This window comes from Xylanibacter brevis P6B11 (assembly GCF_000621825.1).
Taxonomy (GTDB): domain Bacteria; phylum Bacteroidota; class Bacteroidia; order Bacteroidales; family Bacteroidaceae; genus Prevotella; species Prevotella brevis.
This window is the reverse complement of sequence record NZ_JHXG01000010.1, coordinates 105,681-130,985: the sequence shown is the minus strand read 5'-3', so window position 1 is coordinate 130,985 and position 25,305 is coordinate 105,681. Positions and strand designations below refer to the sequence as shown.

Here is a 25,305-nt window from a genome sequence, read left to right as displayed (position 1 = left end):
TAGCGCAGTTGCTATCGATTATCTGTTGTAAAAGGCACCAAACATATTGGTCTAAAAACATCATACATCAAAAACAAGAGTTTTGATGATGACTATTTTAAACGACTGATTGTTGATTATATATCAAAATTTGGGAAAGCCTCGCGCAAAGAAATAGATGAATTACTTAGCAATAAGTTGTCTGAGGCGTTGACTGACCGTCAAAAATATGATAAGATAACTAATCTGTTGTCTTCATTGAAACGTAAGGGCATAATCGCCGTTGACAAGAACAGAAATTGGGTTCTTGTAAAGTAACGGATTAACAAGAGAAATGTATGGTGATTTACAAAAGGAACTTGTAAATTGTTGATAATGAGAAAGATGAAGATTAAGAAAATAACAAGAGATTATTTTAGGTTAGCAATGGGGCACAAAAGAGAAATACTACCCCAAAATTACTAGAAATGAAGAGCCTTTGGAATTAATTAAGAGCCGGAAAACTTTACCAGTTTGGTGAATAGTATGACTCGTAAGTGGGTAAAAAGTTACGGAGAAAAGTAAAAATCTCCGTAACTTTTTACATATAATCATGATAGTTGGAAGTCCATTCCCCAGAATGAAAATTATCGAGAAGCCCTTTATTTACTGGGATTCTCAATAATCAAATGATTTTTCAAATCTGGATTGGCTTCGCCTATCCCATGTGATCCCGTTGGGATTCAAACCCAAGACCTTCAGAACCGGAATCTGACGCTCTATTCAGCTAAGCTACGGGACCTCTGTGCGTAAAAACAGATGCAAAAGTATAGAAAAAAAGTGAAACGGGCAAATTTTAATCGTAGTTTGTTGGTTTTGAAGAATTAATTAGTAACTTTGCATGCTGAAAATATCGTTGATTGGTTCAGAGTATGCTTGACAGAATGATTTTCTTTTCTCTTGTGATGGCGATGCTGCTGGCAGGCTGCAAGGGAAAACATGGAGCAGAGGACTACAGCCTTGATGACGAGGCTGCCGACTCACTATATAGCGAAAACTATGTGGAGGAGATTGGGGATGCGCCGATGCCTCAGTCGGCCGAAGAACTGTTTGATGACTTTATTTTCAACTATGCATCGAGCAACAAACTGCAAATGGAACGTACAGTGTTTCCTTTACCTGTAAGCTCCGACTCAACAATTGCCAACGTGAAGAGTATTGCTGTGAGAAATGGTGAGATAACCAAACAGCAATGGAAGATGGAGAAATTCTTTATGAAGAAGGATTTCTATACGCTCTTGTTGGATAACAATGATCAGGTGGAACATATCAAGGATACTACAATTAGCGAGGTGACGGTGGAGCATTTCTTTATGAATGCCTCTTACGTGAGTCGCTATCAGTTCCGTAGAAAAGGTGGGAAATGGCGACTGACAGGTCTTCGCAATCAAGCTTTTCAGCATAACCCGAATGCCTCTTTTCTGGCTTTCTATCACAGATTTGTTACCGATTCACTATTTCAGCACGAGAGCCTGAGCGAGGCCATAGACTTTGTTGGTCCAGACCCTGAGGACGACTTCTCGATGATGGAAGGTGTGATAACGCCCGATTTCTGGAATGCTTTTGCCCCCGAACTGCCAAACAATATAGAATATAATATTGTGTATGGACATCAGAATCCCGCCTCGACGGTGAAAGTGCTGGTGTTGCGTGGTATTGCTAACGGTATGGAGATGGAACTGACGTTCAAACTGATAAAGGGACGTTGGAAACTGACCAAACTAATCACTTAAGGACAAGGGATGAGAATAGAGGAAAACTATAGTCTGCTTAAACATAACACCTTCGGAATAGACGCCAAATGTCGTCGCTTCGTGGAGTACGAAACGGTGGAAGAGGCTCAGCAGGTGGCTGAGATGCTGACTGCCGAAGAACCACTGCTGATAGTGGGCGAGGGGAGCAATCTGCTCTTGACGGCTGACTTTCAGGGAACGGTAGTGCATTCTGCCATCAAGGGGATGGAGACTGCAAAAACTGCCGGTGGCGATGTGCTCCTGAAAGCTGGGAGTGGCGAGACGTGGGACGACGTTGTGGCTTGCTGCGTGGAAAACGGATGGCAGGGTGCAGAGAATCTGTCGTTGATACCTGGTGAGGTGGGCGCGTCTGCTGTTCAGAATATTGGCGCCTATGGTGCAGAGGTAAAGGACTTGATTACTGTGGTCGAAGCTGTTGAGATAGCTACAGGTCGAGTTTGTGTGTTTGACAATGAGGCGTGTGCCTATGGCTATCGTGATAGCAAGTTCAAGCACGAATGGAGAAACCGCTATCTGATGACGTATGTGACCTACCGCCTAAAGACAACCAAAGCGCCGCTGAACGTGGCCTATGGGAATATCCGTGCCGAGTTGGATAAGCAGGGGATTGTGGAACCTACGCTTAAGCAGTTGCGCGAGGTGATTATCGCTATCCGTCAGGAAAAACTGCCCGACCCAAAAGTGGAAGGTAATGCCGGTAGCTTCTTTATGAATCCTGTGGTCAGCAGAGATGTCTTTGAGTCCTTGCTAAAGCAATATCCCACCATGCCTTACTATCATATAGATGAGGCGCACGAGAAAGTGCCCGCAGGGTGGCTGATAGACCAATGTGGATGGAAAGGGCGCACTATGGGCCGCGCTGGCGTGCATGCTAAGCAGGCGTTGGTGCTGGTGAACCGTGGTGGTGCCACGGGACAGGAGGTGGTGAACCTGTGTGATGCCATTTGTCGCGATGTCATGACAAAGTTTGGTATCTGCATTAAGCCCGAAGTGAATATCATATAGAATAAAACGAGATAGAAGCGCATGAAGATTACATTTCTTGGAACAGGAACATCGTGTGGCGTGCCAGTCATAGGGTGCCAATGTGAGGTCTGCCAGAGTGCCGATCCCAAGGATAAGCGTATGCGCTGCTCTATATTGGTAGAAACGTATGCTACACGACTGCTGGTGGACTGTGGTCCCGACTTCCGTATGCAGATTCTGCCTCAATCGTTTCGCAAGATTGATGGCATCCTGATTACCCATTCGCACTATGACCATATAGGTGGATTGGATGATATCCGCCCCTATTGTCAGTTTGGCGAGATGAATGTGTATGCCGATAGTATCTCGCGTCAAAACATGTTGCAGATGTTGCCCTACTGCTTTGAAGAGCATCGCTATCCGGGCGTTCCTGCCATCGGACTGCATGAGATAAAGGCGGGCGAGCCCATGAAGATAGGCGACATCGATATACTGCCCATACGGGTGATGCATGGAAAGTTGCCCATCCTTGGTTATCGCTTTGGCAAGTTTGCCTACATCACCGATATGAAGACTATTGAACCAGAGCAGGCCGCCTTGCTGGAGGGCGTAGAGGTGCTGGCAGTCAATGCGTTGCGTTTCGACAGACCTCACCATTCGCATCAGTTAGTAGATGATGCCATTGCTTTTGCTCGCCGAGTGGGTGCCCGGCAAACATTTCTGATTCACATGTGTCATGATGTGGGGCTGCACGAGGAAGTGAACAGGCGCTTACCTGATGATGTTAAATTAGCTTTCGACGGTCAGATACTAAGCATCGTCTGAGCTGCTGAGATATTGATTATTAACCTAAAACTGAATGAATATGATTGTATATGTATTAGTTGCTGCTTTGCTGACATTGGCAGGCATCGTGGTATGGATGGAATTAAGAACCTTCCGCCTTCGTTCAGAGGTGGATAAAATGAGTACGCTGGTTCACAATTTGAATAGCTATGCCTTCCTGATAAACGATAAGTTCGAGGTGGAAGAAACCAACTATTATGCCTTGAATCCAGGTGCTAAGAAAGCCCAGCCCAATCTGTTGGGCAATGTGCTGCGCTGCAAGGTCGGTTGCGATCATGGTGCGTGCGGTTCGGGCATGTCGTGCAAGAACTGTCCGGTGCGTTTCGTCATTTCAAAAGCGTTTGAACGTAGAGATAATATTCATGATTTGGAAGTAGGTATGGAGATTTATGATGGCGATGATACAAAGTGCGTTGAAGATTTGGATTTATGTATCGGCGGTCGATACATTAATAAAGACGGCAATCCGAAGATGGTTCTGAATGTGAAGAATGTGTCGGAAAATAAACGCCTGTTGCGTAGATATATAGACCAGAACCTGAAGGCAGAGATGGATCCGTCTGTTCCGAAATTGCTCTTTGCTACACAGAATGTGGCACGTTTTAATGAGTTGCGCGAACTGATGTTAGACCGTTGTCGTGTGGTTTATGCCGAGACGTCAGAGCAGGTGCTGAACAGGGTGGGGAAGGATCGAGACTTCGGATATAGCGTTGTGCTGCTAGATGCTTCGTTTGCTCATTCGCATCAGATTGTGGATGATATCAATCCGCACATCGTTGTCATCAAACTGATGCCGGTGACGGAGGTGCAAACAGAGGGTAGGGTGATTACGCTACCCGACTCCGTGAAGTTTACAGAGTTGAAAAACAAACTGATGAGCTACTTCGAGTAGCCCATCAGTTTTGTTTTTATATGTTCCTGAAGATGTTGCGCAAACTGCCAAATCTGTTTTTCAGCTTACGAATGGTCATTACTCCATCGTAGGCCATCAAACCATAAGAGATGGCGCTTGAGATGCGGTCGCTGATACTTGTGTTCTCCTCTTTGAGGTTGATGTATTGCCAGGTGAGGCTTATTTCTTTCTCGTCGGAATTGATGCTGTCGGCCAGTTGCGCTTTGCGCAGTTCAATATCTTCGAGCGAGTTAAACTCTCTAATTGGTCTTTTTCGTGCCATGATGTTCGTTCCTTTCCTAATTTAATTCTTCTCCAAAAGCAGCTTAGTTAGGAATCTAACAATAGGTCGTTCGAAGAATACCTTTCTGCCCAGATAGACAATAATCATCGCTATCAGGTAAATGCCGGCCAGCGTCAACGAAGCCTGGATGATGCCAAATGTGGTGGCTATCCAATAGGCAGCGCCAACAGATAGACAGAGGAGGATGCCTGCGGTCAAGAGCAACATGACAAACGCCAGGATGGCAGCGGATATCAGCTTGACGCTCTTGGCAATAATGGTCAGCTTCGTGTACTCCACACGAAGTCCCAAATAGTGTGCAATGACATCCAGAAGATGTGCCAATGCATCCACATTCTTGTCGCTAGATAACATAAGTTCAGAATAATTGTAAATGACTATTCTGTAGCGTTCTCCAAATCATTGACCAGGTCGCCGACCTCTTTGCGATTCAATTTAATGTTGTGCTTGCTCAGAAACTCGTCAAGTGTCTCAGATATCTTTTCTCGTGTCTCGCTACCTTTTGCAGGGGCTACCAACATACCTATGGCTGCACCGGCAGCTGCTCCACAAAGGAATGCGCCAAAATAACCTAATCCTTTCATAATGTTTGTCGTTTTGTTGTGAATATTAAATTTCTTTGAAAGGCAAAAATATAAATAAATATCAAAAGAACCTAGAAATAGGTGCGATTTTTTGTTAAAAACGCCATATTTGTACCCATTTAACAAAGTTTATGCACAGATTTGTCTTATTTTTCACCGATAATTTGTAATTTCGCACAAAATATTTTAAAAGAACACATTAATTTTAGATTATGAAAAAGTACATCGTATTCTGTGCTGGCCTTTGTGTGGCCATGATGATGACAAGTTGTAAGTCAAGTGAGAGTGCATATAAAAAGGCTTATGAGAAGGCTCAGGCTCAGGCTGCCATGCAGCAGGATCAGCAGGTGACACCTGTACAGCAGGTTACTGAGACTCCTGTTGTTACACCCGTTGTTACTCGTCCTGCTACGCAGACTCAGGTTATTGACAATGTTGATAACGTGGCTGTTCGCCAGGAGAATGTCACACTGGTTAGCGGTGCAGGTCTGAAGAACTTCAGCGTGGTTGTAGGTTCATTCACTGTTGTGGCTAATGCCGAGAGAGAGCAGCAGAACCTGAAGAACAATGGCTATGCAGCACAGATTGTGAAGAACGAGACTCCCAGCCGCGTGATGTATCGTGTCGTAGCATCTACCTTCGATAGCAAGATTGATGCTGTGTCAAGCCGCGACCAGCTGCGTGCTAAATATCCCGATGCTTGGTTGCTGTTCAACGCAAAATAAAAGCATTGGCTCGCATACTTTCAATTGACTACGGTCAAAAGAGAACAGGTCTGGCAGTCACTGATCCTCTGCAGCTGATAGCTGGAGGATTGGCGACTGTCGCTACTTCTGAACTGTTCGATTGGTTGAAAAACTATATCGCACACGAAGAGGTTGAACGTATTGTTATCGGAGAACCCAAGCAGATGAATGGCCAGGCCAGTGAGAATATGGCGCGCATTCAGCAGTTTGTGAATCGCTGGAAGAAAGCCATGCCGCAGGTTCCCATTGAATATTTCGACGAGCGATTCACGTCGGTGTTGGCGCATCAAGCTATGCTGGACGGCGGGTTGAAGAAGAAGGCACGTCAGAACAAAGCATTGGTTGACGAAATATCTGCTACGATTATTCTGGAAGACTACATGCGTTCAAGGAAGAAGTATTAATTATAAAAAGATATCTGAATGATTCTACCTATTTATATATATGGTCAACCTGTACTGCGTAAGGTGACAGAAGACATTACCCCAGACTATCCTGGATTGAAGCAGTTGATTGCAGATATGTGGGAGACGCTGGCAGATTCTGAAGGTATTGGTTTGGCAGCACCACAGGTGGGAAAGGATATCCGTTTGGCTGTGATCGACTTGGACCCACTGTCAGAGGATATGCCCGAGTATAAAGACTTTAAGAGAGTGTATATCAATCCACATATTATCGAATACGATGAGACAAAGACAGAGTCGCTCGAAGAAGGTTGCCTGTCGCTGCCTGCCATCCATGAGAAGGTGACCCGCCCCACACGTATTCGTGTGCAGTGGATGGATGAAGATTTTCAGCCTCACGACGAGTGGGTGGAGGGCTATCTGACACGTGTAATGCAGCACGAATTCGACCATCTGGACGGAAAGATGTTTGTGGACAGAGTTTCACCTCTTCGCAAGCAGCTCATCAAGAGCAAGTTGAAGGCGTTGACCCAAGGCCGCTATCGTTGCGGATACAAGACAAAGCCTGTCAGAAGATGATTTTCGCAGAAAATAAAATAACGAGAAATGGGCTACGTGGGTTCTTTACGTGGCTTTTTCTCGTTATTATGTTTTCTCTTTTTGGTCAAACTAAGAGTTTTGCACAGTTTAATACAGATCGTTTGATTGCCATTGGAAGATCGGCCCTCTACTACGAGGATTATGTGCTTTCAATGCAGTATTTCAATCAGGCTATCATTGCAAAACCCTATCTCTACGAACCATGGTTCTTTCGTGGCGTAGCGAAATACTATCTCGATGATTTTAGTGGAGCCGAGGCCGACTGTTCAGAGGCTATTCAGCGCAACCCCTATGTGGTCAGCATCTATGAGTTGCGCGGATTAACCCGCATTCAGCAAAAGAAATATGCAGCAGCTGCGGCAGACTATACGCAGGCACTCAAGTACAATCCTGAGAATAAAGGCCTATGGCACAACAGGGTGCTCTGTCATATACAGAACGAGGATTTCAGCGAGGCGTTGCTGGAATTAGACACCATTCAGCGGCGTTGGAGCAACTATGCGCAGGCCTATTCCATGCGTGCCGATGTCTATATGCAGATGAAAGACACGGCGCAGGCCATCGTTGCGCTTGAGAAAAGTATGGAGATTGATCCCTACGATGGACATACCTGGGCCGCCATGAGCATCATCTCGCTGTCGCGTGAAGACTGGAAAAAGGCTGAAGGCCAGTTGGATGAAGCCATCCGACTGATGCCAAAACATGCCGGTTGTCACATCAACCGCGCCTTGGTACGCTTCAACCGCAAGAACCTTCGCGGCGCGATGGCCGACTATGATATGGCGCTCGACCTAGAGCCCAACAACTTCCTGGGGCATTACAACCGAGGTCTGCTGCGTGCACAGGTGGGCGATGACAACAGAGCCATTACCGATTTTGACTTCGTCTTGAAGTTGGAACCCGACAATATGATGGCGCTTTTCAATCGTGCTGTGTTGCTAGACAAGACCGGCGACTTGAGGGCTGCCATACGCGACTATACAAAGGTGATTGAGGAATATCCCAATTTCTGGACAGGACTGGAGTTTAGAGCCGCCTGCTACAGAAGGCTCGGAATGGTGAAAGAAGCCGAAAAAGATGAGTTTACGGTCTATAAGGCACAGCTATACAAGCACCTTTATGGCAAGCAACCGAGGTTAGATCCGCAGAAGTTGCGCAAGCGCAGCGATGTAGATCCCGAGAAATACAACCAGCTGGTGGTGGAAGATGCCCAAGAGGTGGAGCATGAGTATCAGAACAGCTATCGTGGCAAGGTGCAGAATCACAAGGTGGAGATGGTCTATCAGCCCATGTTTGCTTTATCCTTTGTCGAGCAACGTAGCGAGGTGCACACAGCAGCGCATTTCGACAGGATGGTAGAAACGTTCAATCAGCAGGGCACACGTCAACTCTTTGTCAGCAACAGTCAGGAGGTGATGGATGCAGAGTTGTCGTCTTCCTACTTCTCGTACATCGACTCCCTCAGCATCGCCATCGACCAGTCGCACGATACGCAGTTGGCAGTCAGAAATTTGCTGCTGCGTGCGGTGGCCTATTCTGCTATCCAGAACTACGAGGGAGCGATAGAAGACCTTTCTACCTATTTGCACATCGATTCCACGTCGGTTCTGGCGCTATGGCAGCGTGCTGTCTGTCAGTCGCGCATCAACCAGTTCCAGGCTTCCGAAGGCACAAACATAGAGTTGAAGAATGCCAATGTGCTGGCCGACCTTAATCATGCTTTGGCCCTCAGTCCGCAGAATGCCTACTTGTTGTATAATCGTGGCAACCTGCATGCGCAAAGAAAAGCCTATGAATCGGCTATTGCAGACTATAGCGCCGCGATAGCTATCGAAAACAATCTGGCCGAGGCCTATTTCAATCGCGGACTCTGTCTTATCTACAGCCAACACGTGGAGGAGGGTATACGCGATTTGAGCAAAGCCGGTGAGCTCGGCTTATATACTGCATATAGTATCATTAAAAAATATAGTAAGTAGTAAAGTAATTATGAGAAAACTCTTTTTGGCTTCATTATGCCTGATGCAATTCACGCTGATGAAAGCCGATGGGAAACTGACAGGCCATCCTATAGGTACGCCTTATTCAGTGGATTATTCTAATGGACAGAGGTCGACGACGGTCAACACCTATGCGATGGCGTTCGATGGGAAGCTTGACACCTATTTCGCATCGTATGACCGCAGTTACACATGGGCCGGACTCGACTTGGGAGAGCCCTATGTGATTACCCGCGTGGGATGGTCGCCTCGCAACGATAGTCATGGTGAGGCGCGTGTGGTGCTGGGCGTTTTCGAAGGTGCCAATAGTGCCGACTTTATGGATGCCTTACCTATTTATATTATATCAGAGCGTGGAACTATCGGCCTTTTCTCTTATGCCGACGTGAATTGCAGTCGTGGTTTCCGCTATGTGCGCTATGTAGGCCCGTCGGATGCCAGATGTAATATTGCAGAACTGGAGTTCTACGGACATAAAGGAGTCGGAGACGACAGTCATCTCTATCAACTGACCAACCTGCCAACAGTCAGTATTCATACGCAGAATGGTGAGATACCCTATGACAAGGAACATCAGATCGTGTCGCAACTGACCATCATCTCTGACGATGGCACCACACTTCTCTCTGAACCTGGCACCACGCGTGAACGCGGAAATGCGTCAAGAAGTTTTCCCAAGAAACCCTATCGCATCAAGTTCGATAAAAAGCAGCGCGTGCTTGACGCACCTGCCAAGGCTAAGAAGTGGACGTTGATCAATAACTACGGCGACAAGTCGCTGATGCGAAACCTGCTGGCCTTCGAGCTGAGCAAGCGACTCGGCATGAGCTATACCCCCTTTGGTACACCAGTTGATGTGCTGCTGAACGGTGAGTACAAGGGCTGTTACCATCTGTGTGACCAGATTGAAATCAATAAGAATCGAGTGAACATTACCGAGATGACTCCACAGGATAATAGTGGAACAGAACTGACCGGTGGCTATCTGGTGGAGATCGATGCCTATGCTGGCGACGAAGACTCGTGGTTTTACTCCCAAAAAGGCCTTCCCGTCACCATCAAATCGCCCGATTCCGACAGTATCACGGCAGAGCAGAGAGATTATATCGAAGAGCGTTTCAATATGATGGAGTCTAACACGTCGCGCTATCTTGACAAAGAGTCTTTCCTGCGCCATTTCCTGGTTGGCGAACTCTCGGGAAACACCGACACTTATTGGAGTGTCTATATGTATAAAAACCGCGGTGAGAGCCTGTTCTATACAGGACCCGTGTGGGATTTCGATTTGGCTTTCGACAACGATAACCGTACTTATCCTGTCAACTCATTGTCTGACTACGTGTATCGCACCAAGGGCAGTTGTGCCGGTAGTATGAGGTCGTTTGTCGATAAAATAGTGATCAACGATGCCACATCTATCGGTAAATTGGTTGAGGTGTGGGACGATGCCCGTCAGAAAGGACTCAACGAAGAGAATTTGGTGGCATTTGTCGATTCTATGGAAAATGTCCTCCAGGCATCGCAGAAGCTGAACTTCCTGCGTTGGCCCATACTCGACCAGTACGTACACCAGAATCCGATGGTGTGGGGAAGCTACCGTTTGGAAGTCGATGTGGTGCGACAGTACCTGATGAAGCGCATTGGCTGGATGGACAATCGTCTGAACTATGTGTTCGTGCCCAAACCAAACGGTATCGAAGACGCAGGCGCGGTGAGCGAGCAGCCCTGGCGTATTTACAATGTGTCGGGTCAGTATTGTGGTCAAATCATGGAAAGCCTTTCACCAGGTATCTATGTCGTGAAACAAGGACAGACGGTGAAAAAGGTACGCAAGAATTAGGCTGTTTCAAAATATTGTGCTATCTTTGCAGGCGATTTAAACTTAAACATATATTGTAAATATGATCAACATTACTTTTCCGGACGGATCTGTTCGCTCGTATGAGCAGGGCGTAACCGGACTACAGATTGCCGAGAGTATCTCACCGGCTCTGGCACGCAGCGTTCTGGCTTGCGGCGTAAACGGTGAAACGGTAGAGTTGAACCGTCCTATCAACGAGGATGCACAGATTGAACTCTATAAGTGGGACGACGAGCAGGGTAAGCACACCTTCTGGCACACCTCTGCCCACCTGCTGGCTGAAGCACTCCAGGAATTGTATCCTGGCATTCAGTTTGGCTTCGGTCCTGCTGTAGAGAGTGGCTTCTTCTATGATGTGCTGCTGCCCAATGGCGAGAGCATCAAGGAGAGCGATTTCGCTACCATCGAGAATAAAATGCGTGAACTGGCCTCTAAGAAGGAGCCTGTGGTTCGCAAGGAAGTGGCCAAGGCCGATGCACTGAAGGAGTTCGCTGCCAACGGTCAGACCTACAAGTGTGAGCACATTGAGCAGGACCTCGAAGATGGCACCATCACCACCTATACACAGGGCAACTTCACCGACCTTTGTCGTGGTCCTCACTTGATGGACACCGGCGAGATCAAGGCCATCAAGCTGACCTCTGTTGCCGGCGCGTTCTGGCGTGGCGATGCTACTCGTGAGCAGATGCAGCGCCTCTATGGTATCTCATTCCCCAAGAAGAAGATGCTCGACGAGTATCTCGTGATGCTGGAAGAGGCCAAGAAGCGCGACCATCGCAAGATTGGTAAAGAGATGGAACTCTTCATGTTCTCTGATAAAGTAGGTAAGGGCCTTCCCATTTGGTTGCCAAAGGGCACCGACCTCCGTCTCCGTCTGCAGGAGCACCTGCGCAAGGTGCAGAAGCGCTACGGCTATCAGGAAGTCATCACCCCACATATCGGTTCTAAGAACCTCTATGTCACCTCAGGTCACTGGGATCACTATGGTAAGGACTCGTTCCAGCCCATCAATACTCCCGAGGAGGGCGAAGAGTATCTGTTGAAGCCCATGAACTGTCCTCACCACTGCGAGATCTTCGCTTGGAAGCCTCGTTCATACAAGGATCTTCCTCTGCGCATTGCCGAATTCGGTACAGTATATCGCTACGAGCAGAGCGGTGAGCTCCACGGCTTGACCCGTGTGCGCTCGTTCACTCAGGACGATGCCCACCTCTTCTGCCGCCCCGATCAGGTTAAGCAGGAGTTCCTCAACGTGATGGACATCATCAACGTAGTGCTCTCTGCCTTCGGTTTCAATTTCGAAGCACAGATCTCTCTGCGCGATCCCAACAACCACGAGAAGTACGTTGGTAGCGACGAAGACTGGGCACTGGCCGAGAAGGCTATCCAGGAAGCATGCGAGGAAAAAGGCCTGCCTGCTAAGGTAGAATACGGTGAGGCTGCCTTCTATGGTCCTAAGCTCGACTTCATGATCAAGGACGCCATCGGTCGTCGCTGGCAGTTGGGCACCATTCAGGTGGACTACAACCTGCCTAAGCGCTTCCAGTTGGAATACACCGACGAGGACAACCAGAAAAAGACACCTGTCATGATCCACCGCGCACCTTTCGGTTCGCTGGAGCGTTTCACTGCCGTGCTTATCGAGCACACCAGTGGTCACTTCCCCTTGTGGCTGACTCCCGACCAGGTGGTTGTGCTTCCTCTCTCTGAGAAGTACAACGACTATGCCAAGAAGGTGCTCGAGCAGTTCAACCAGCAGGGCGTTCGTGGCAGCATCGACCTGCGCAACGAGAAGCTGGGTCGCAAGATCCGCGACAACGAGCTGAAGCGCATCCCTTACATGGTGATCGTTGGCGAGAAAGAAGCTGCCGAAGGTCTCGTCTCTATGCGTCAGCAGGGTGGTGGCGAACAGGCTACCATGACCATCCAGCAGTTCATCGATAAGATCAATGCTGAGGTGGCTGAGCAGACCAAGAACTTCTAAAGCATTTTACTTTCATATCATAAAAGTGGCACTTTCCCCATGGAATAGTGCCACTTTTCTTGTCTTATAGTGCCACTTTTGTCTCGCAATAGTTGCTGTTTTATTCTCGTTCTAGGGGCTAGACGAGTCATTTCCAGGGGCTAGATTGGTTGTTTCTAGGGGTTAGACGAGTCATTTCTAGGGGCTAGAATGAGGCTTTCTAGGGGCTAGATTCTATGCCGTAGTTTTACTGTTACTCCATAAACATGTCACTTTCGTTGCTGTAAACCTCAACTTTCGTTACGGCAAACCACCACTTTCGTTACGGCAAAGTCGTATTTGTTCATACTGAATAATAAATATTGTGGCTGCCCATTGTACTTTTCCCTCAGAAAGTTTGCACATTCCATAATTATATGCTATCTTTGCCCACAGACATTACCTTTTTATTAACTTAAACTGAACAATTTTATGGAAAAGTATGTATGCAACGTGTGCGGTTATGAATATGACCCCGCAGTAGGTGATCCCGACAATGGCATCGAGCCAGGTACAGCCTTCGAAGACCTTCCCGATGATTGGGTATGCCCTGTCTGCGGTGTGGGAAAAAGCGATTTTAGTAAGGCTTAACTCCTTGTAAGATAAGTAAAACCATAATCTGCTGAGTTTCGAAAAAAGACAACTTGGCAGATTTTTTTTGCTGCATTTAATAAACAGTTAGTTATTTTCTTACTTTTTCGGTGAATTCTTAAGAAAAAATACCCTAAAAAGTTTTGCTAATTCGCTGAAATATTGTAACTTTGCAGCCGATTTGCAAAAATAGTTTGATGAAAATAGACAAAAAACAGAATCAGTACCGCATCAATGAACAGATTCGTGTACGTGAGGTCCGCATCGTAGGTGACAGCGGATCTATGGTTGTGCCAACAAGGCAGGCTTTGGATATGGCACGTGATGAGGGCGTCGACCTCGTCGAGATTTCACCCAATGCCAATCCACCTGTTTGTCGACTCATCGACTATTCAAAATTCCTCTACCAGCAGAAGAAACGTGCTAAGGAGATGAAAGCTAAGCAGGTGAAGGTTGAGGTTAAGGAAATCCGTTTCGGACCTCAGACCGACGAGCACGACTATCAGTTCAAACTGAAGCACGCTAAGGAATTCCTGGAAGAGGGAAACAAAGTACGTGCATACGTGTTCTTCCGCGGTCGAAGCATCCTTTTCAAGGAGCAGGGTGAAGTTCTGCTGTTGCGTTTTGCCAACGACCTTGAGGAGTTTGGTAAGGTAGAGTCAATGCCTTCGCTCGAAGGAAAGAAGATGTTTATCTATCTGGCACCAAAGAAGGCAGGCGTAGCCAAGAAGAGCCAGCAGGCTCGCGACCGTGAGGCGGAAGCTCTTGAGTCGAAGAATGCTGCTAAGAAGGCTGAGACGGTAGCAGACGATCAGACACCCGCAAATGGCGGTCTGCTTGCAAATGCAAAGATCAGTGCAGATGCGCTGAAGAAACTGACAGAAGAAACAGATGCGTAACGCCCGGTATATGCGTTGCCATCAATTATTAATAACAATTTAAACAATAAAAAAATGCCAAAAGTAAAGACAAATTCCGGCGCCAAGAAGAGATTCTCATTCACCGGTACAGGTAAGGTTAAGAGACATCACGCTTACCACAGTCACATTCTGACTAAGAAGACTAAGAAGCAAAAGCGTAATCTGGTTGGTACAACTCTCGTTGACAACAGTAACATGAAGCAGGTTCGTGACCTGTTGTGTCTCCGTTAATTAACCTATTGTCTAACATTTAAAGAAAGAAAATTATGCCAAGATCAGTAAATCACGTTGCATCAAGAGCAAAACGTAAGAGCATTCTTAAGCTCACTCGCGGTTACTTCGGAGCCCGCAAGAATGTGTGGACAGTAGCTAAGAACACCTGGGAGAAGGGTCTGACCTACGCTTACCGTGACCGCCGCAATAAGAAGCGCAACTTCCGTGCATTGTGGATCCAGCGTATCAACGCTGCCGCTCGCCTGGAGGGTATGAGCTATTCACAGCTGATGGGTGCCCTGCACAAGGCTGGCATCGAGATCAACCGTAAGGTTCTCGCTGACCTCGCCCTGAACAACCCCGAAGCTTTCAAGGCTATCGTAGCTAAGGTGAAGTAAGAAGGACTTGCTGAAAAAAATGAGAAGGAATCCAAATGGGTTCCTTCTCTTTTTTTTATTGTCTTTACCTTGGTGGTTTAAAACTTCCACCAAGGTTTCTTTTTAGAGGCGTTCTGATCCTTGCAGGTGTCCAGATGATGACTTGAGAGCTCCTCGTTGATGATGTCGTCCCACGTCTTGCGCTGACTGATCATGCGATAGATGGTGCCCCAGTCTGGCAAACCGCCAAGGTTACGATCGTCTATCCACACATCGACCTTTAGCTTACGGCTGAAGTGCTGATTGTTTTCGATGGTCTCTTCGGGGTAGTCCCTGTTCACGGCATAGAACTCTACACCGCGCTCGCGACACCAACTGATAGCATCTTCCAGGAGTTTGCCTTCACGAACCGACCACAGAATTAATCTGTGGTGGTCGTTGATCAGCATTTTAAGTGTGTCTATAGCAAACGGAATCTCTTCGCCTATCGCAGGATAGCGATGCTTCACGATGGTTCCGTCGAAGTCAACTGCAATTGTCATAGTCTATCGTTTAATTGAGTTGTCGTCTGCTTTGCCATAGTGGCTCTCTGAATAGTTGCCGTAGGCACCATAGCCACCATAGTTGCTATAACGGCCATAGCGTGCGTAGCGGCCGTACTTGCCGTAGCCGTAATAGTAGCCATACTTCTTCTTAGACATGTCCACACCGTTGATAACCAAGCACATGTTAGGCAGCTTGCCATCGCGGTTCAGGGCATTGATATTCTCGAATGCGGATTTCGGCGTGTAGTCGGCACGACAGATGTAAACGGTAACGTCTGCGTATTTACCGATCTGCAAGGTGTCTGTTACCAAGCCTACAGGTGCGGTATCGAGGATGATGTAGTCGTATTCCTGCTTCAGCATATCCATAATAATGCCCAGGTTCTCGCGGGCCAAAAGCTCAGTGGGGTTGGGAGGTGTAGGACCTGCCAGCAGAACGTCAAGGTTGGTGTTAATACGCGAAGACATAATCTGCTCTTTAAGATCACTGTCGCTGATGTTCTGTTTGCTCAGCAACGTTGTGATACCTCTCTCTCGGTCTCTGATGTCGAAGAGACGGCCCAAGGCAGGCTTTCGGATGTCGAGACCTAGGAGGATTACCTTCTTGCCCAACAAAGCGAAGCTGACTGCAAGGTTGGCAGCATTAAAGGTCTTACCCTCACCAGAGGTAGATGATGTGAACATGATGACCTTTTGGTCTTCCTTCATCATGAAGTTGATATTGGTACGCATCGAGCGGAATATCTCGTCTGTCTGATTGTTCGTGTTCTCGTGAACCACAATACCAGCAGCGGTCTTAACAGATTCCGTGGCCACAGCTACGTCGGCAATGATAGGTATGTTGGTGAGTTTAGCTACGTCCTCATGACCTTCAATCTTGTAGCGCAGCAGCTGCAGTACATATACAATGAGCAGGGGGAGGGCAAAGCCCAGCAGCAAGGCACCTAAGAGGATGATAGAACTCTTGGGACTAACCTTTCCACCAAAGGCGGGGTCGTCGATGAGGCGTCCCTTGTCTGCAGTGGCGGCCAGTGAGATAGAGTTCTCCTCACGTTTTTGCAGCAACAGCAGGTAGAGCCCAGACATTACCTCTTGCTGGCGTCCTATTTGTGTGAGCACGCGCTCCTGTTCGGGGGTGTTCTCAACCTTGGTCTGGAAGGTGTCGTAGCGTTTCTGAATGCCCATACGCTCAATGTCGGCCGTGCGGCGTGCCTGAATCAAAGCATCGTCGATACTCTTCTGAAGTTGATCCAAGGTGTTGGTGAGCGTAATGACGTTGGGCGCGTTTTCGTTGGCAGCAGCCAACAGGCGGTTGCGGTCCAGCACTACCTTATTATATTGGTCGATAAGTGACGATGATACCCTGTCTGTCAGACCAACGTTAGAAGGTATGATCTGATATCTGTTGGACTTGTCATCCATATACTCGCGAAGATAGTCGAGCAGCTGGATCTGTGTGTTGGCTTCAGACAGCTGACCATAGTAGAGGTTAGACTGCGTCATGATCTGCGTGGCGTCCAATCTCAGTTGCACCAGGTTGTTGCTACGTTTATAGTGTTCCAGTTCGCTTTCGGTGGTGCCTAGCTCAGCATTGATTTTCTCCAGTCGCTTGTTGATGAATGTCTCCGTCTTGTAGGCAATCTCGTTTTTGTCGGCATTAGCCTGTCTGTTATAGCAAACGGCCAAGTGCTTCAGGTAGTCAATACCACGTTCGGGAATCAGGTCGTTGATAGAAAGTTCGGCGATTGAAGTGACCTTCGATGTGGGAGCAACGTTCAGTGCACCGGCATATTTCGTGGCCACTCTTACTGGCGAGGTGATGGTGACATACATTGTGTATTCTTCATCCTTCTTTGCACTTGTATCTATCTTGCCGCCTCTGCGCAGAATCAGCAGTCTAGCTTCCTTTTCATTCTCCTCGACGATAGGGTTCTTGGTGAAGGTCAGTGTGCCGTAAGGCGTGTTGATAGATGCTGGCAGCGACTTGAAAGAACCGGCAAATTCGCCATTCACGTCTTCCACACGATAGGTGTTGCCCTCCTTTTCTAACTTCAAATTGATGCTGCCGCGAGTTTTGTCAAGTCTCTCCAGGCTTTCAGGGTCGAGGTCCACGTTGATAGGCTGATTCTTGTAAATCAGTGTTCTCTTGATGCGACCTTCGCTCTCATATTCCGTATAGAGTTTCAAGTCCTTTACCACCTCACGGGCCAGGATGCTGGAACGCAGAATTTCAATCTCGTTCTCGAAACCTGCAGAGTTCGAGATGATTCCGAAATCTTGCATGTTGGCCAGCAGCTGACCGTTAGAACGACGATTGTTGTTTTCGTCCTTAATCAGCATTTTGACCGATGTCTGAAAGACGGGGGCCGTATAGCGCAGATAGAATAATGCGCCACAGATAAATACGAACAATGATAGCAAGAACCATTGCCAGTTGAGTATCACCAGAGTGAAAATGGTTCTAAAATCGAAAGAGGATTCCTCTTCTTGTGGCTGGTTAAGGATGCCGTCAACAAGATCCTTTCTTTTGGTATCTTCCATATACTATTATAATTGGTATTAGTTGTTCTTATTTAAATTTAGCTAGGTTGATCAGATATTGACCGTATTCGTTCTTCTGCATGGGGCGAGCAACTTCAAGGAGCTGTTCTTTAGAGATCCAGCCTTTCTTGTAAGCAATCTCTTCAAGGCATGCCACTTTCAGGCCTTGGCGCTTCTCGATGACCTCAATGAAGGTACTAGCTTCCGACAATGAGTCGTGGGTGCCTGTGTCAAGCCATGCAAAACCGCGCTGCAGTGTCAGCACCTTTAAGGCGTTTCGTTTCAGGTATTCCTGATTCACTGTTGTGATTTCAAGTTCGCCGCGTGCGCTGGGCTTGATGTTCTTAGCTATCTCAACGACGCTGTTGGGGTAGAAATAAAGACCTACGACAGCATAGTTAGACTTTGGATGTTCGGGCTTTTCCTCAATGCTCAGGCAGTTGCCCTCTTTGTCAAACTCTGCGACGCCATAGCGCTCGGGGTCGTTGACATTATAGCCAAAGATGGTGGCCAGATTATGTTTCTCGGCATTAATAACGCTCTGTTTCAATAGTGCTGTGAATCCGGAACCGTAGAAGATGTTGTCGCCAAGAACCAGGCAGACACTGTCGTCTCCAATGAAGTCTTCACCAATGATGAAGGCCTGTGCAAGTCCGTCTGGCGAAGGCTGTTCTGCATATTCTAAGTGGATGCCAAAGTCCTTGCCATCACCAAATAAGCGTTTGAAACCAGGTAAATCATGAGGCGTAGATATAATCAGAATGTCTCGGATGCCAGCCAACATCAATACTGAAATTGGATAGTAGATCATTGGCTTATCGAAGATAGGTATCAGCTGCTTACTAATACCTTTCGTGATCGGGTAGAGGCGTGTGCCACTGCCACCAGCAAGTACGATTCCTTTCATAAATAGATTTATTTGTCACTAAATTAGAGTTGCAAAGATACATTTTTTTTTTATATTAAGACATCTTTTTACTTTAAAATTGCAAAAATTAGAGAAAAAAGCGTATCTTTGCACACAATTTATTTTGAAATTATGAGCTTTTTAACTAATTTGTTTGGCCGTAAGGCACAAGAAACAGAAGCGAAAATTGGTGGCATGGAAGACTTCATGACATTGATTCGCGTATATTTTCAGGCAGAGATAGCTGCAGATCTTGGTATTTCTAATTTGGCGGCTTTGCCCGACCTGCGTGTGTTTAAAACCACTTTAAAAGTGCCTACTCAGGGCGGTAAGCTGGGCGTGGCCGAAAAGGCACGCTGCAAGAGAATTTTAAAGGATATGTATCAGATGGACGATCTGTTCTTTAAGGAGATTGATCAGAGCATTCGTCGTCGCTGCAAGAAGATACAGGATGTGCAGACCTATTTATTACAATTCCAGGCATTTGTACAGGACGTTATGATGTTGACAGGCAATTTGATGAAGATGAAATTGCGTCTGCCCAGCTTCTTCAAGAAGGCCTTGTATGCAATGACGGAAAAGACTGTTCATGAGATATTTACCAAAAACGATTATACAGACTCTGGTGTCATCAAAACGGTGCTGTCTGTGCGTGAGTATAATAAGCGCTTGGGCTTCTCTGAGAAGTGGGTCACAGACTTTGTATATCGCGTTGTGATGCTTGCAAAGAAGGAGAAAAATACTCAAAAGGTAGATAAATAATTAATAAACATTAAAAAAACGCTATAAAAGTTATAGTTTAATTTTTTTTTTCTACCTTTGTAAGGAAATAATTTAGTCATGAATCAGAACGAGAAGGTTTTAGCAGACTTCCAGACTCGCGTACGGCAGTTGATTCTCCGTTTCCAAGAAATTAAAAAGGAAAACGGCGACTTGTATGCCATGGTCGAGGAGAAAGAGGCTGAAATTGAGTCCTTAAAGGAACAAATGGCTCAGAAAGATCATGACTACCAATCGTTGAAGATGGCCAAGATGTTGGAGATAACCAGCGGCGACCTTGAAGGCGCCAAGGACCGCGTGGCCAATCTAATACGAGATGTGAATAAATGCATTGCTGTTCTTAGCGGTGATAAGTAAAGACGGAAGCGATGGCAGAAGGAAGTAAAGAGAAACTTAATATAACATTGCACGTGTACGATGAAGACATTCATGCTACGATTGATCGTGCAGATGAAGAATTCTATCGTGCAGCTGCAAAGTTGATATCAGAGCGATATGGCGCCTATGCGCAGGTTTTCGCCGGTATTAAAAGCGATCATACGATTGCTTTGATGACTTTGGTGGAAATTGCTCTGCGATATGAAAAGGAACTAGGTAAGAATGATACCGTTCCTTATCGGGATATTCTCTCGCAACTGACTTCTGAGATTGAAGAAGTCATCAAGTGAGAGAATATTAACTTTACATATTTTTTATATGGAAACATCTATTATGATTTTTGTTGCTGTTGCTGCGTTGGCTGCTGGCGTGGCAATAGGATATTTCATCTTTTTGAAAGTAGTTAGAGGAAAGGCGCAACAGATTATTGACGCCGCACAAAAAGATGCCGAAGTGATTAAGGAAAAGAAGTTGTTGGAGGTGAAAGAGAAGTTCCTCAACAAGAAGAGTGAACTGGAAAAAGAGGTCCAACAGCGTAACCAGCATATCCAACAGAGTGAGAACAAGCTGAAGCAGAGAGAAATCTCTCTGAACCAACGTCAGGAAGAGTTGGGACGTCGCAAGAATGAGCTGGATAACCAGCAGCAGCGTATTGATAACGAGAAGCGCTCTTTGGCTATTAAGCAGGAGGAACTTGATAAGATGCAGCAGAAAGAGCGCGAGAAGCTGGAGGAACTTTCTGGTTTGAGCGCCGAAGAGGCAAAGAACAGATTGGTGGAAGCCATGAAGGACGAAGCGCGTACAGACGCTGCTGCCTATGTCAATGAGATTATGGACGAGGCAAAACTCAACGCCAATGCACAGGCCAAGAAGATTGTGATCCAGACAATCCAGCGTGTTGCCACCGAGACTGCAGTGGAGAACTCTGTATCGGTATTCCATATTGATAACGATGAAGTAAAGGGTCGCATCATTGGTCGTGAGGGTCGTAACATCCGTGCTCTTGAGGCTGCATGCGGCGTTGAAATTGTGGTCGATGACACACCCGAGGCTATCGTTATTTCTGCCTTCGATCCCGTGCGTCGTGAGACCTGTCGCCTAGCCCTCCATCAGTTGGTAAGCGATGGACGTATCCATCCCGCCCGTATTGAAGAAGTGGTGACCAAGGTGAAGAAGCAGTTGGATAACGAGATTATCGAAACTGGTAAGCGTACAGCTATTGACCTGGGTATTCACGGATTGCATCCCGAGCTGGTTCGTATCATTGGTAAGATGAAGTATCGTTCAAGTTACGGACAGAACTTGCTGCAGCATGCCCGCGAGACAGCCAACCTTTGTGCTGTCATGGCATCTGAGCTTGGCTTGAATCCTAAGAAAGCAAAGCGTGCCGGACTTCTGCATGATATTGGTAAGGTGCCCGACGAGGAGAGCGAGATGCCTCACGCACTCTATGGCGCCAAGATTGCCGAGAAGTATAAGGAGAAACCCGATATTTGTAATGCTATTGGTGCTCACCACGATGAGATGGAGATGCAGACCTTGCTGGCTCCTATCGTTCAGGTGTGTGATGCAATCAGTGGTGCTCGTCCTGGTGCCCGTCGTGAAATCGTGGAAGCCTACATTAAGCGTCTGAACGACCTTGAGGCCATTGCGATGAGCTATCCTGGCGTAACGAAGACCTATGCTATCCAGGCTGGTCGCGAGTTGCGTGTGATTGTCGGTGCTGACAAGATGGACGATGCAGAGACCGAGGCACTGAGTGGCGAGATCGCGACAAAGATTCAGAACGAGATGACCTATCCTGGTCAGGTGAAGATCACGGTGATCCGTGAGACCCGTTCTGTTGCTTACGCTAAGTAAATTATTCATTCTCCCAGATAAAAAGAGCCTTTAGTTTTCGACTAAGGCTCTTTTTTCATGTCCATGGCATGTTTTTTGCTGGTATTTGAGTAAAAAAAGGAGGATTGTATTATGGCATTTATTGATTATTACAAGATCTTAGGTGTAGATAAAAACATCCCTCAAAAGGATGTGAAGCGAGCCTACTTGAAGCGCGCCAAGCAGTTTCATCCGGACCTTCATCCCGATGATCCGAAAGCAAAGGCAAAGTTTCAGGCATTGAACGAGGCTTATGACGTGATCGGTGATCCAGAAAAACGTAAGAAGTATGACCAGTATGGTGCACAGTGGAAAGAAGCTGATGCATTCGGAGGTGGCGGATTTGGCGGTTTCTCGGGTACTGGCGGACGCGGTGGAGACTCTTTCGATGGTTTTGACTTCTCCGCATTCTCCAATGGTCAGGGCGGATTCAGTTCGTTCTTCGATAGCCTCTTCCGTGGCGGAATGGGGAATATGGGCGGTCGTGCTCATCACGCCCCTACAGACACCCAGGCCTCGGTGTCTATCGACATGTACACAGCCCTGCTTGGTGGTGATGTCATTGTGGCCACGCAAGATGGAAGAAAGCTGAAACTAAAAATAAAGCCTGGCACTCAGCCAGGCTCTAAGGTTCGTTTGCGCGGTAAGGGATCGAATGGTACGGACTTGATTATCACGTTCAATGTGACACTGCCCACCAACTTGTCTCTTCGTCAGCAGGAACTGCTCAAACAGATGCAGCAAGGATAAACTGCTCGGCTCGCTGCAAATCTTCGGGGGTGTCAATACCAACGGTTTCTACGTCGGTAAGTCCAACCTTGATGCGATAACCGTTTTGCAACCAGCGCAACTGCTCCAGGCTCTCGGCTAACTCCAGTGGGCTTTGGGGCAGTTTTGTTATTTCTGACAGCACTTCGCGTCGATAGGCATAAAGTCCAATATGTTTGATGAAGGGGAAGTGCTTGATCCATTCCTTTTGTTCTTTTCCTCTGATATAAGGTATCACACTTCGACTGAAGTACATGGCATAGCCGTTGACATCGCAAATGATTTTAGGTGAGTTGGGATTCTCTACGGCCTCCATGGTTTCAAAGGGTTTTCCCAGTGTTGCAATCTGAGTCTGTGGGTCGTCAAAGAGATGCTTGACGGTTTCTAGCTGGCTCTTCTGGATGAAGGGCTCGTCACCTTGTATGTTGATGATGACGTCAGCATCAGTCTTGATTTTCTGTGCAGCCTCCTCAATGCGGTCTGTTCCACTTTTGTGGTCATTGCGAGTCATGACAGCGCGTCCGCCAAACTGCTCAACAGCCTTGAAGATGCGCTCATCATCGGTGGCGACGTAGGCTTCACCTAATACGTTGACAACCTGTTCGTAAACTCTCTGAATAACTGTTTTTCCGCCCAGTATGGCAAGGGGCTTCCCAGGAAAACGGGTAGAAGCATAGCGGGCGGGGATAATACCAATAAATTTCATCGTTTATATGTTTTTACGACGCAAAGATACTAAAAATTCATAATTCATAATTCATAATGAGTGATTAATTTGTCAACAACATATTTTTTTAGTAATTTTGGGGCAAATAAAAGATAAAGACTATGAATATACGAGATATATTGTTGACATTAGGTTTTTCTTTTTTGATGTGCCCGGTGCACGCCCAGAAAATCACACTTGGTTCATGTATAACAAAGGATAAGGGCGAGTATAATGGTGAGATGTCTGCTGGAAAGCCAAATGGAAAAGGGAAAACCGTATGGAAGAATGGTGACGTTTACGAAGGAGAGTATGTGAAAGGTAAACGCGAAGGTTTTGGTATCTATATCTTCCCCGATGGTGAGAAATACGAAGGTCAGTGGTTGCAGGACCATCAGCATGGTCAGGGCACCTATTACTTCCAGAATAACAATAAATATGTAGGTCTGTGGTATTGCGATTATCAGCAGGGACATGGTATTATGTACTACTTTAATGGCGATATCTATAATGGCAGTTGGAAAGAGGACAAGCGTGAAGGCAAGGGTAAGTACACTTTTGCCAGCGGTGCCTATTACGACGGTGAATGGAAAGCTGACAAAAAGAGCGGAAAGGGCTATTTCTATTGGTCGGACGGCTCATCGTACGACGGCCAGTGGCTTGACAATAAGCGCAACGGCGAAGGTACCTATAAATATGCTGACGGCGATGTCTATGTAGGTCAGTGGAGAAATGACGTGCAGCATGGCAAGGGCATCTATCGTTTCCAAAATGGAGATATCTATCAGGGCGATTATGTTCGTGGTCAGCGTACTGGTCAGGGTGTTATCAACTATGCCAACGGCGACAGATATCAAGGTCAGTTGCGCGATGGTGACAAAGAAGGCCAAGGCACGGTAACCTGGAAAAATGGCGATAGCTATACCGGAGAATGGCATGCTGACAAACCTACAGGACGCGGCAAACTGGTCACCAAGCAGGGAGACACCGTCGAAGGACAGTTCAGCAATGGTGAACCCAATGGAGAATGTATCGGTCATCTGGCCGACGGCTCCAAGTTTAAAGCCATCTTCAAGAATGGAAAGCGTAATGGCTTTTCTATCGAGGAGAAAAACGATGGAACACGATTCGAAGGAAACTATGTGGATGGTCACAGAGAAGGCGGTTTCGTTGAGAAAGATAAGAATGGCAAGGTAACGGCTAAAGGCTCGTATGTCAACGGCCGTCGCCAGTTGGATGAATAATGTTTAGAACAAACTTTAAAACTTAGACTAATATGATTATTGATACGCTTGAGAACCTAGAGAAATACGTGGCTGTTAATCCTTTGTTTAAGAAGGTCGTAGCCTTTCTTCGTGAGAATGACCTCATGACACTTGCAGAAGGTAAACATGTGATTGATGGTGATGATCTGTTTGTGAATATTCAGGTGGCTAAGGGCAAGACTCCCGACGAGGCCGTGATAGAGACCCATCGTAAGATGGTTGACATACAGATACCTCTTGACGGTATGGAGACTTACGGCTACACGCCTTTGTGCAATCTTCCTGACGTGCCATATCAAGCTGAGAAGGACATCACGAAATATCCTGGACAGATGGCCGATAGCTTTATAGACTGTCAACCTGGTATGTTCGCCGTCTTCTTTCCTCAGGATGGTCATGCTCCCTGCATTTCAATGGCACCGACAATCAAAAAAGCTATCTTTAAAGTAAAAGCATAAA

General features: G+C 46.8%; 28 protein-coding genes and 1 tRNA gene. 21 read left to right on the top strand and 8 right to left on the bottom strand.

Going from position 1 to position 25,305, the window contains the following annotated elements:
• Positions 1-686: 686 nt before the first annotated feature.
• Positions 687-760 (bottom strand) — tRNA-Arg (locus T496_RS0106900).
• Between the two features lie 142 nt (positions 761-902).
• Here T496_RS0106900 and T496_RS0106895 point away from each other — a divergent pair.
• From T496_RS0106895 to T496_RS0106880, 4 genes are read left to right on the top strand one after another with little or no spacing between them, the layout of a single operon-like run.
• A complete protein-coding gene (locus T496_RS0106895) occupies positions 903-1,751 on the top strand; it encodes a DUF4348 domain-containing protein (protein ID WP_197018938.1) in 849 nt (282 codons plus the stop codon).
• 9 nt (positions 1,752-1,760) lie between these two features.
• Positions 1,761-2,777, top strand: a complete 1,017-nt coding sequence (gene murB / locus T496_RS0106890; protein WP_027450100.1) for a UDP-N-acetylmuramate dehydrogenase — start codon at positions 1,761-1,763, stop codon at positions 2,775-2,777.
• 21 nt (positions 2,778-2,798) lie between these two features.
• Positions 2,799-3,563, top strand: a complete 765-nt coding sequence (locus tag T496_RS0106885) for an MBL fold metallo-hydrolase (RefSeq protein ID WP_027450099.1) — start codon at positions 2,799-2,801, stop codon at positions 3,561-3,563.
• 34 nt (positions 3,564-3,597) lie between these two features.
• Positions 3,598-4,476, top strand: a complete 879-nt coding sequence (locus T496_RS0106880; protein WP_027450098.1) for a hypothetical protein — start codon at positions 3,598-3,600, stop codon at positions 4,474-4,476.
• A 16-nt stretch (positions 4,477-4,492) separates the two neighbouring features.
• Here T496_RS0106880 and T496_RS0106875 read toward each other — a convergent pair whose 3' ends face one another.
• From T496_RS0106875 to T496_RS0106865, 3 genes are read right to left on the bottom strand one after another with little or no spacing between them, the layout of a single operon-like run.
• Positions 4,493-4,759 (bottom strand): hypothetical protein, encoded by a 267-nt coding sequence (locus T496_RS0106875; RefSeq protein WP_027450097.1) that lies wholly within the window; start codon positions 4,757-4,759, stop codon positions 4,493-4,495.
• Between the two features lie 21 nt (positions 4,760-4,780).
• Positions 4,781-5,134 (bottom strand): hypothetical protein, encoded by a 354-nt coding sequence (locus tag T496_RS0106870; RefSeq protein WP_027450096.1) that lies wholly within the window; start codon positions 5,132-5,134, stop codon positions 4,781-4,783.
• Positions 5,135-5,157: 23 nt separating this feature from the next.
• On the bottom strand, positions 5,158-5,364 hold the full coding sequence (locus tag T496_RS0106865) for a YtxH domain-containing protein (protein WP_027450095.1): 207 nt from the start codon (positions 5,362-5,364) through the stop codon (positions 5,158-5,160).
• Positions 5,365-5,576: 212 nt separating this feature from the next.
• On the opposite strand from T496_RS0106865, the gene T496_RS0106860 reads away from it, so the two are divergent.
• From T496_RS0106860 to rplT, 10 genes are all read left to right on the top strand, one after another.
• Positions 5,577-6,089 (top strand): SPOR domain-containing protein, encoded by a 513-nt coding sequence (locus T496_RS0106860; RefSeq protein ID WP_027450094.1) that lies wholly within the window; start codon positions 5,577-5,579, stop codon positions 6,087-6,089.
• 5 nt (positions 6,090-6,094) lie between these two features.
• A complete protein-coding gene (ruvX, locus tag T496_RS0106855; RefSeq protein WP_027450093.1) occupies positions 6,095-6,514 on the top strand; it encodes a Holliday junction resolvase RuvX in 420 nt (139 codons plus the stop codon).
• Positions 6,515-6,532: 18 nt separating this feature from the next.
• Positions 6,533-7,093: a peptide deformylase gene (def, locus tag T496_RS0106850; protein ID WP_027450092.1), complete on the top strand. Its 561-nt coding sequence runs from the start codon at positions 6,533-6,535 to the stop codon at positions 7,091-7,093.
• A gap of 122 nt (positions 7,094-7,215) precedes the next feature.
• The gene (locus tag T496_RS0106845; RefSeq protein WP_316928895.1) at positions 7,216-9,093 is read left to right on the top strand and encodes a tetratricopeptide repeat protein; all 1,878 of its coding nucleotides are present in this window, start codon (positions 7,216-7,218) and stop codon (positions 9,091-9,093) included.
• A gap of 10 nt (positions 9,094-9,103) precedes the next feature.
• On the top strand, positions 9,104-10,954 hold the full coding sequence (locus tag T496_RS0106840) for a CotH kinase family protein (protein ID WP_081783582.1): 1,851 nt from the start codon (positions 9,104-9,106) through the stop codon (positions 10,952-10,954).
• A gap of 61 nt (positions 10,955-11,015) precedes the next feature.
• Positions 11,016-12,959 carry a threonine--tRNA ligase gene (thrS, locus tag T496_RS0106835; RefSeq protein ID WP_027450089.1) on the top strand — a complete coding sequence of 648 codons (1,944 nt, stop codon included), beginning with the start codon at positions 11,016-11,018 and terminating at the stop codon, positions 12,957-12,959.
• Between the two features lie 450 nt (positions 12,960-13,409).
• Positions 13,410-13,568, top strand: a complete 159-nt coding sequence (gene rd, locus T496_RS14685) for a rubredoxin (RefSeq protein ID WP_081778426.1) — start codon at positions 13,410-13,412, stop codon at positions 13,566-13,568.
• Between the two features lie 197 nt (positions 13,569-13,765).
• Positions 13,766-14,467 carry a translation initiation factor IF-3 gene (infC, locus tag T496_RS0106825; RefSeq protein WP_027450088.1) on the top strand — a complete coding sequence of 234 codons (702 nt, stop codon included), beginning with the start codon at positions 13,766-13,768 and terminating at the stop codon, positions 14,465-14,467.
• 54 nt (positions 14,468-14,521) lie between these two features.
• On the top strand, positions 14,522-14,719 hold the full coding sequence (gene rpmI, locus T496_RS14680) for a 50S ribosomal protein L35 (RefSeq protein WP_027450087.1): 198 nt from the start codon (positions 14,522-14,524) through the stop codon (positions 14,717-14,719).
• A 35-nt stretch (positions 14,720-14,754) separates the two neighbouring features.
• Complete coding sequence (gene rplT / locus T496_RS0106815; RefSeq protein WP_027450086.1) at positions 14,755-15,099, top strand: 50S ribosomal protein L20; 345 nt, start codon at positions 14,755-14,757, stop codon at positions 15,097-15,099.
• Between the two features lie 77 nt (positions 15,100-15,176).
• Here the strand turns inward: rplT and T496_RS0106810 are convergent, their stop codons facing one another.
• The 3 genes from T496_RS0106810 to rfbA are packed head-to-tail and all read right to left on the bottom strand — an operon-like array spanning position 15,177 to position 19,071.
• On the bottom strand, positions 15,177-15,620 hold the full coding sequence (locus tag T496_RS0106810; RefSeq protein WP_027450085.1) for a BT0820 family HAD-type phosphatase: 444 nt from the start codon (positions 15,618-15,620) through the stop codon (positions 15,177-15,179).
• A gap of 3 nt (positions 15,621-15,623) precedes the next feature.
• Positions 15,624-18,164, bottom strand: a complete 2,541-nt coding sequence (locus tag T496_RS0106805; RefSeq protein WP_027450084.1) for an exopolysaccharide transport family protein — start codon at positions 18,162-18,164, stop codon at positions 15,624-15,626.
• A gap of 28 nt (positions 18,165-18,192) precedes the next feature.
• Positions 18,193-19,071, bottom strand: coding sequence for a glucose-1-phosphate thymidylyltransferase RfbA (gene rfbA / locus T496_RS0106800; protein WP_027450083.1), 879 nt, complete (start codon positions 19,069-19,071; stop codon positions 18,193-18,195).
• A 132-nt stretch (positions 19,072-19,203) separates the two neighbouring features.
• Between rfbA and T496_RS0106795 the strand changes: the two genes are divergently transcribed.
• The 5 genes from T496_RS0106795 to T496_RS0106775 all read left to right on the top strand — a co-directional run bounded on the left by T496_RS0106795 (position 19,204) and on the right by T496_RS0106775 (position 22,857).
• On the top strand, positions 19,204-19,833 hold the full coding sequence (locus T496_RS0106795) for a hypothetical protein (protein WP_027450082.1): 630 nt from the start codon (positions 19,204-19,206) through the stop codon (positions 19,831-19,833).
• A gap of 78 nt (positions 19,834-19,911) precedes the next feature.
• Complete coding sequence (locus T496_RS0106790; RefSeq protein WP_027450081.1) at positions 19,912-20,208, top strand: hypothetical protein; 297 nt, start codon at positions 19,912-19,914, stop codon at positions 20,206-20,208.
• 11 nt (positions 20,209-20,219) lie between these two features.
• Positions 20,220-20,519, top strand: coding sequence for a cell division protein ZapA (locus T496_RS0106785; RefSeq protein WP_027450080.1), 300 nt, complete (start codon positions 20,220-20,222; stop codon positions 20,517-20,519).
• Positions 20,520-20,547: 28 nt separating this feature from the next.
• Entirely contained in the window at positions 20,548-22,089 is a 1,542-nt protein-coding gene (gene rny / locus T496_RS0106780; RefSeq protein ID WP_155808442.1) for a ribonuclease Y, read from the top strand.
• 111 nt (positions 22,090-22,200) lie between these two features.
• Positions 22,201-22,857: a DnaJ domain-containing protein gene (locus T496_RS0106775; protein WP_027450078.1), complete on the top strand. Its 657-nt coding sequence runs from the start codon at positions 22,201-22,203 to the stop codon at positions 22,855-22,857.
• Here the strand turns inward: T496_RS0106775 and kdsB are convergent.
• Positions 22,835-23,581: a 3-deoxy-manno-octulosonate cytidylyltransferase gene (gene kdsB / locus T496_RS0106770; RefSeq protein ID WP_027450077.1), complete on the bottom strand. Its 747-nt coding sequence runs from the start codon at positions 23,579-23,581 to the stop codon at positions 22,835-22,837. The two genes, T496_RS0106775 and kdsB, sit on opposite strands and share 23 nt — an antisense overlap.
• 122 nt (positions 23,582-23,703) lie before the next feature.
• Here kdsB and T496_RS0106765 point away from each other — a divergent pair, with 122 nt between their 5' ends.
• The gene (locus T496_RS0106765; protein WP_027450076.1) at positions 23,704-24,825 is read left to right on the top strand and encodes an MORN repeat-containing protein; all 1,122 of its coding nucleotides are present in this window, start codon (positions 23,704-23,706) and stop codon (positions 24,823-24,825) included.
• Between the two features lie 32 nt (positions 24,826-24,857).
• Complete coding sequence (locus T496_RS0106760; protein WP_027450075.1) at positions 24,858-25,304, top strand: YhcH/YjgK/YiaL family protein; 447 nt, start codon at positions 24,858-24,860, stop codon at positions 25,302-25,304.
• The last annotated feature ends 1 nt before the right edge of the window (position 25,305 follow it).

Excerpts from the sequence above, each read along its gene's own strand:
- T496_RS0106895 (WP_197018938.1), top strand. The coding sequence starts at position 903 with ATGATTTTCTTTTCTCTTGTGATGGCGATGCTGCTGGCAGGCTGCAAG.
- murB (WP_027450100.1), top strand. The coding sequence starts at position 1,761 with ATGAGAATAGAGGAAAACTATAGTCTGCTTAAACATAACACCTTCGGA.
- T496_RS0106885 (WP_027450099.1), top strand. The coding sequence starts at position 2,799 with ATGAAGATTACATTTCTTGGAACAGGAACATCGTGTGGCGTGCCAGTC.
- T496_RS0106880 (WP_027450098.1), top strand. The coding sequence starts at position 3,598 with ATGAATATGATTGTATATGTATTAGTTGCTGCTTTGCTGACATTGGCA.
- T496_RS0106875 (WP_027450097.1), bottom strand. The coding sequence starts at position 4,759 with ATGGCACGAAAAAGACCAATTAGAGAGTTTAACTCGCTCGAAGATATT.
- T496_RS0106870 (WP_027450096.1), bottom strand. The coding sequence starts at position 5,134 with ATGTTATCTAGCGACAAGAATGTGGATGCATTGGCACATCTTCTGGAT.
- T496_RS0106865 (WP_027450095.1), bottom strand. The coding sequence starts at position 5,364 with ATGAAAGGATTAGGTTATTTTGGCGCATTCCTTTGTGGAGCAGCTGCC.
- T496_RS0106860 (WP_027450094.1), top strand. The coding sequence starts at position 5,577 with ATGAAAAAGTACATCGTATTCTGTGCTGGCCTTTGTGTGGCCATGATG.
- def (WP_027450092.1), top strand. The coding sequence starts at position 6,533 with ATGATTCTACCTATTTATATATATGGTCAACCTGTACTGCGTAAGGTG.
- T496_RS0106840 (WP_081783582.1), top strand. The coding sequence starts at position 9,104 with ATGAGAAAACTCTTTTTGGCTTCATTATGCCTGATGCAATTCACGCTG.
- thrS (WP_027450089.1), top strand. The coding sequence starts at position 11,016 with ATGATCAACATTACTTTTCCGGACGGATCTGTTCGCTCGTATGAGCAG.
- rd (WP_081778426.1), top strand. The coding sequence starts at position 13,410 with ATGGAAAAGTATGTATGCAACGTGTGCGGTTATGAATATGACCCCGCA.
- infC (WP_027450088.1), top strand. The coding sequence starts at position 13,766 with ATGAAAATAGACAAAAAACAGAATCAGTACCGCATCAATGAACAGATT.
- rpmI (WP_027450087.1), top strand. The coding sequence starts at position 14,522 with ATGCCAAAAGTAAAGACAAATTCCGGCGCCAAGAAGAGATTCTCATTC.
- rplT (WP_027450086.1), top strand. The coding sequence starts at position 14,755 with ATGCCAAGATCAGTAAATCACGTTGCATCAAGAGCAAAACGTAAGAGC.
- T496_RS0106810 (WP_027450085.1), bottom strand. The coding sequence starts at position 15,620 with ATGACAATTGCAGTTGACTTCGACGGAACCATCGTGAAGCATCGCTAT.
- T496_RS0106805 (WP_027450084.1), bottom strand. The coding sequence starts at position 18,164 with ATGGAAGATACCAAAAGAAAGGATCTTGTTGACGGCATCCTTAACCAG.
- rfbA (WP_027450083.1), bottom strand. The coding sequence starts at position 19,071 with ATGAAAGGAATCGTACTTGCTGGTGGCAGTGGCACACGCCTCTACCCG.
- T496_RS0106795 (WP_027450082.1), top strand. The coding sequence starts at position 19,204 with ATGAGCTTTTTAACTAATTTGTTTGGCCGTAAGGCACAAGAAACAGAA.
- T496_RS0106790 (WP_027450081.1), top strand. The coding sequence starts at position 19,912 with ATGAATCAGAACGAGAAGGTTTTAGCAGACTTCCAGACTCGCGTACGG.
- T496_RS0106785 (WP_027450080.1), top strand. The coding sequence starts at position 20,220 with ATGGCAGAAGGAAGTAAAGAGAAACTTAATATAACATTGCACGTGTAC.
- rny (WP_155808442.1), top strand. The coding sequence starts at position 20,548 with ATGGAAACATCTATTATGATTTTTGTTGCTGTTGCTGCGTTGGCTGCT.
- T496_RS0106775 (WP_027450078.1), top strand. The coding sequence starts at position 22,201 with ATGGCATTTATTGATTATTACAAGATCTTAGGTGTAGATAAAAACATC.
- kdsB (WP_027450077.1), bottom strand. The coding sequence starts at position 23,581 with ATGAAATTTATTGGTATTATCCCCGCCCGCTATGCTTCTACCCGTTTT.
- T496_RS0106765 (WP_027450076.1), top strand. The coding sequence starts at position 23,704 with ATGAATATACGAGATATATTGTTGACATTAGGTTTTTCTTTTTTGATG.
- T496_RS0106760 (WP_027450075.1), top strand. The coding sequence starts at position 24,858 with ATGATTATTGATACGCTTGAGAACCTAGAGAAATACGTGGCTGTTAAT.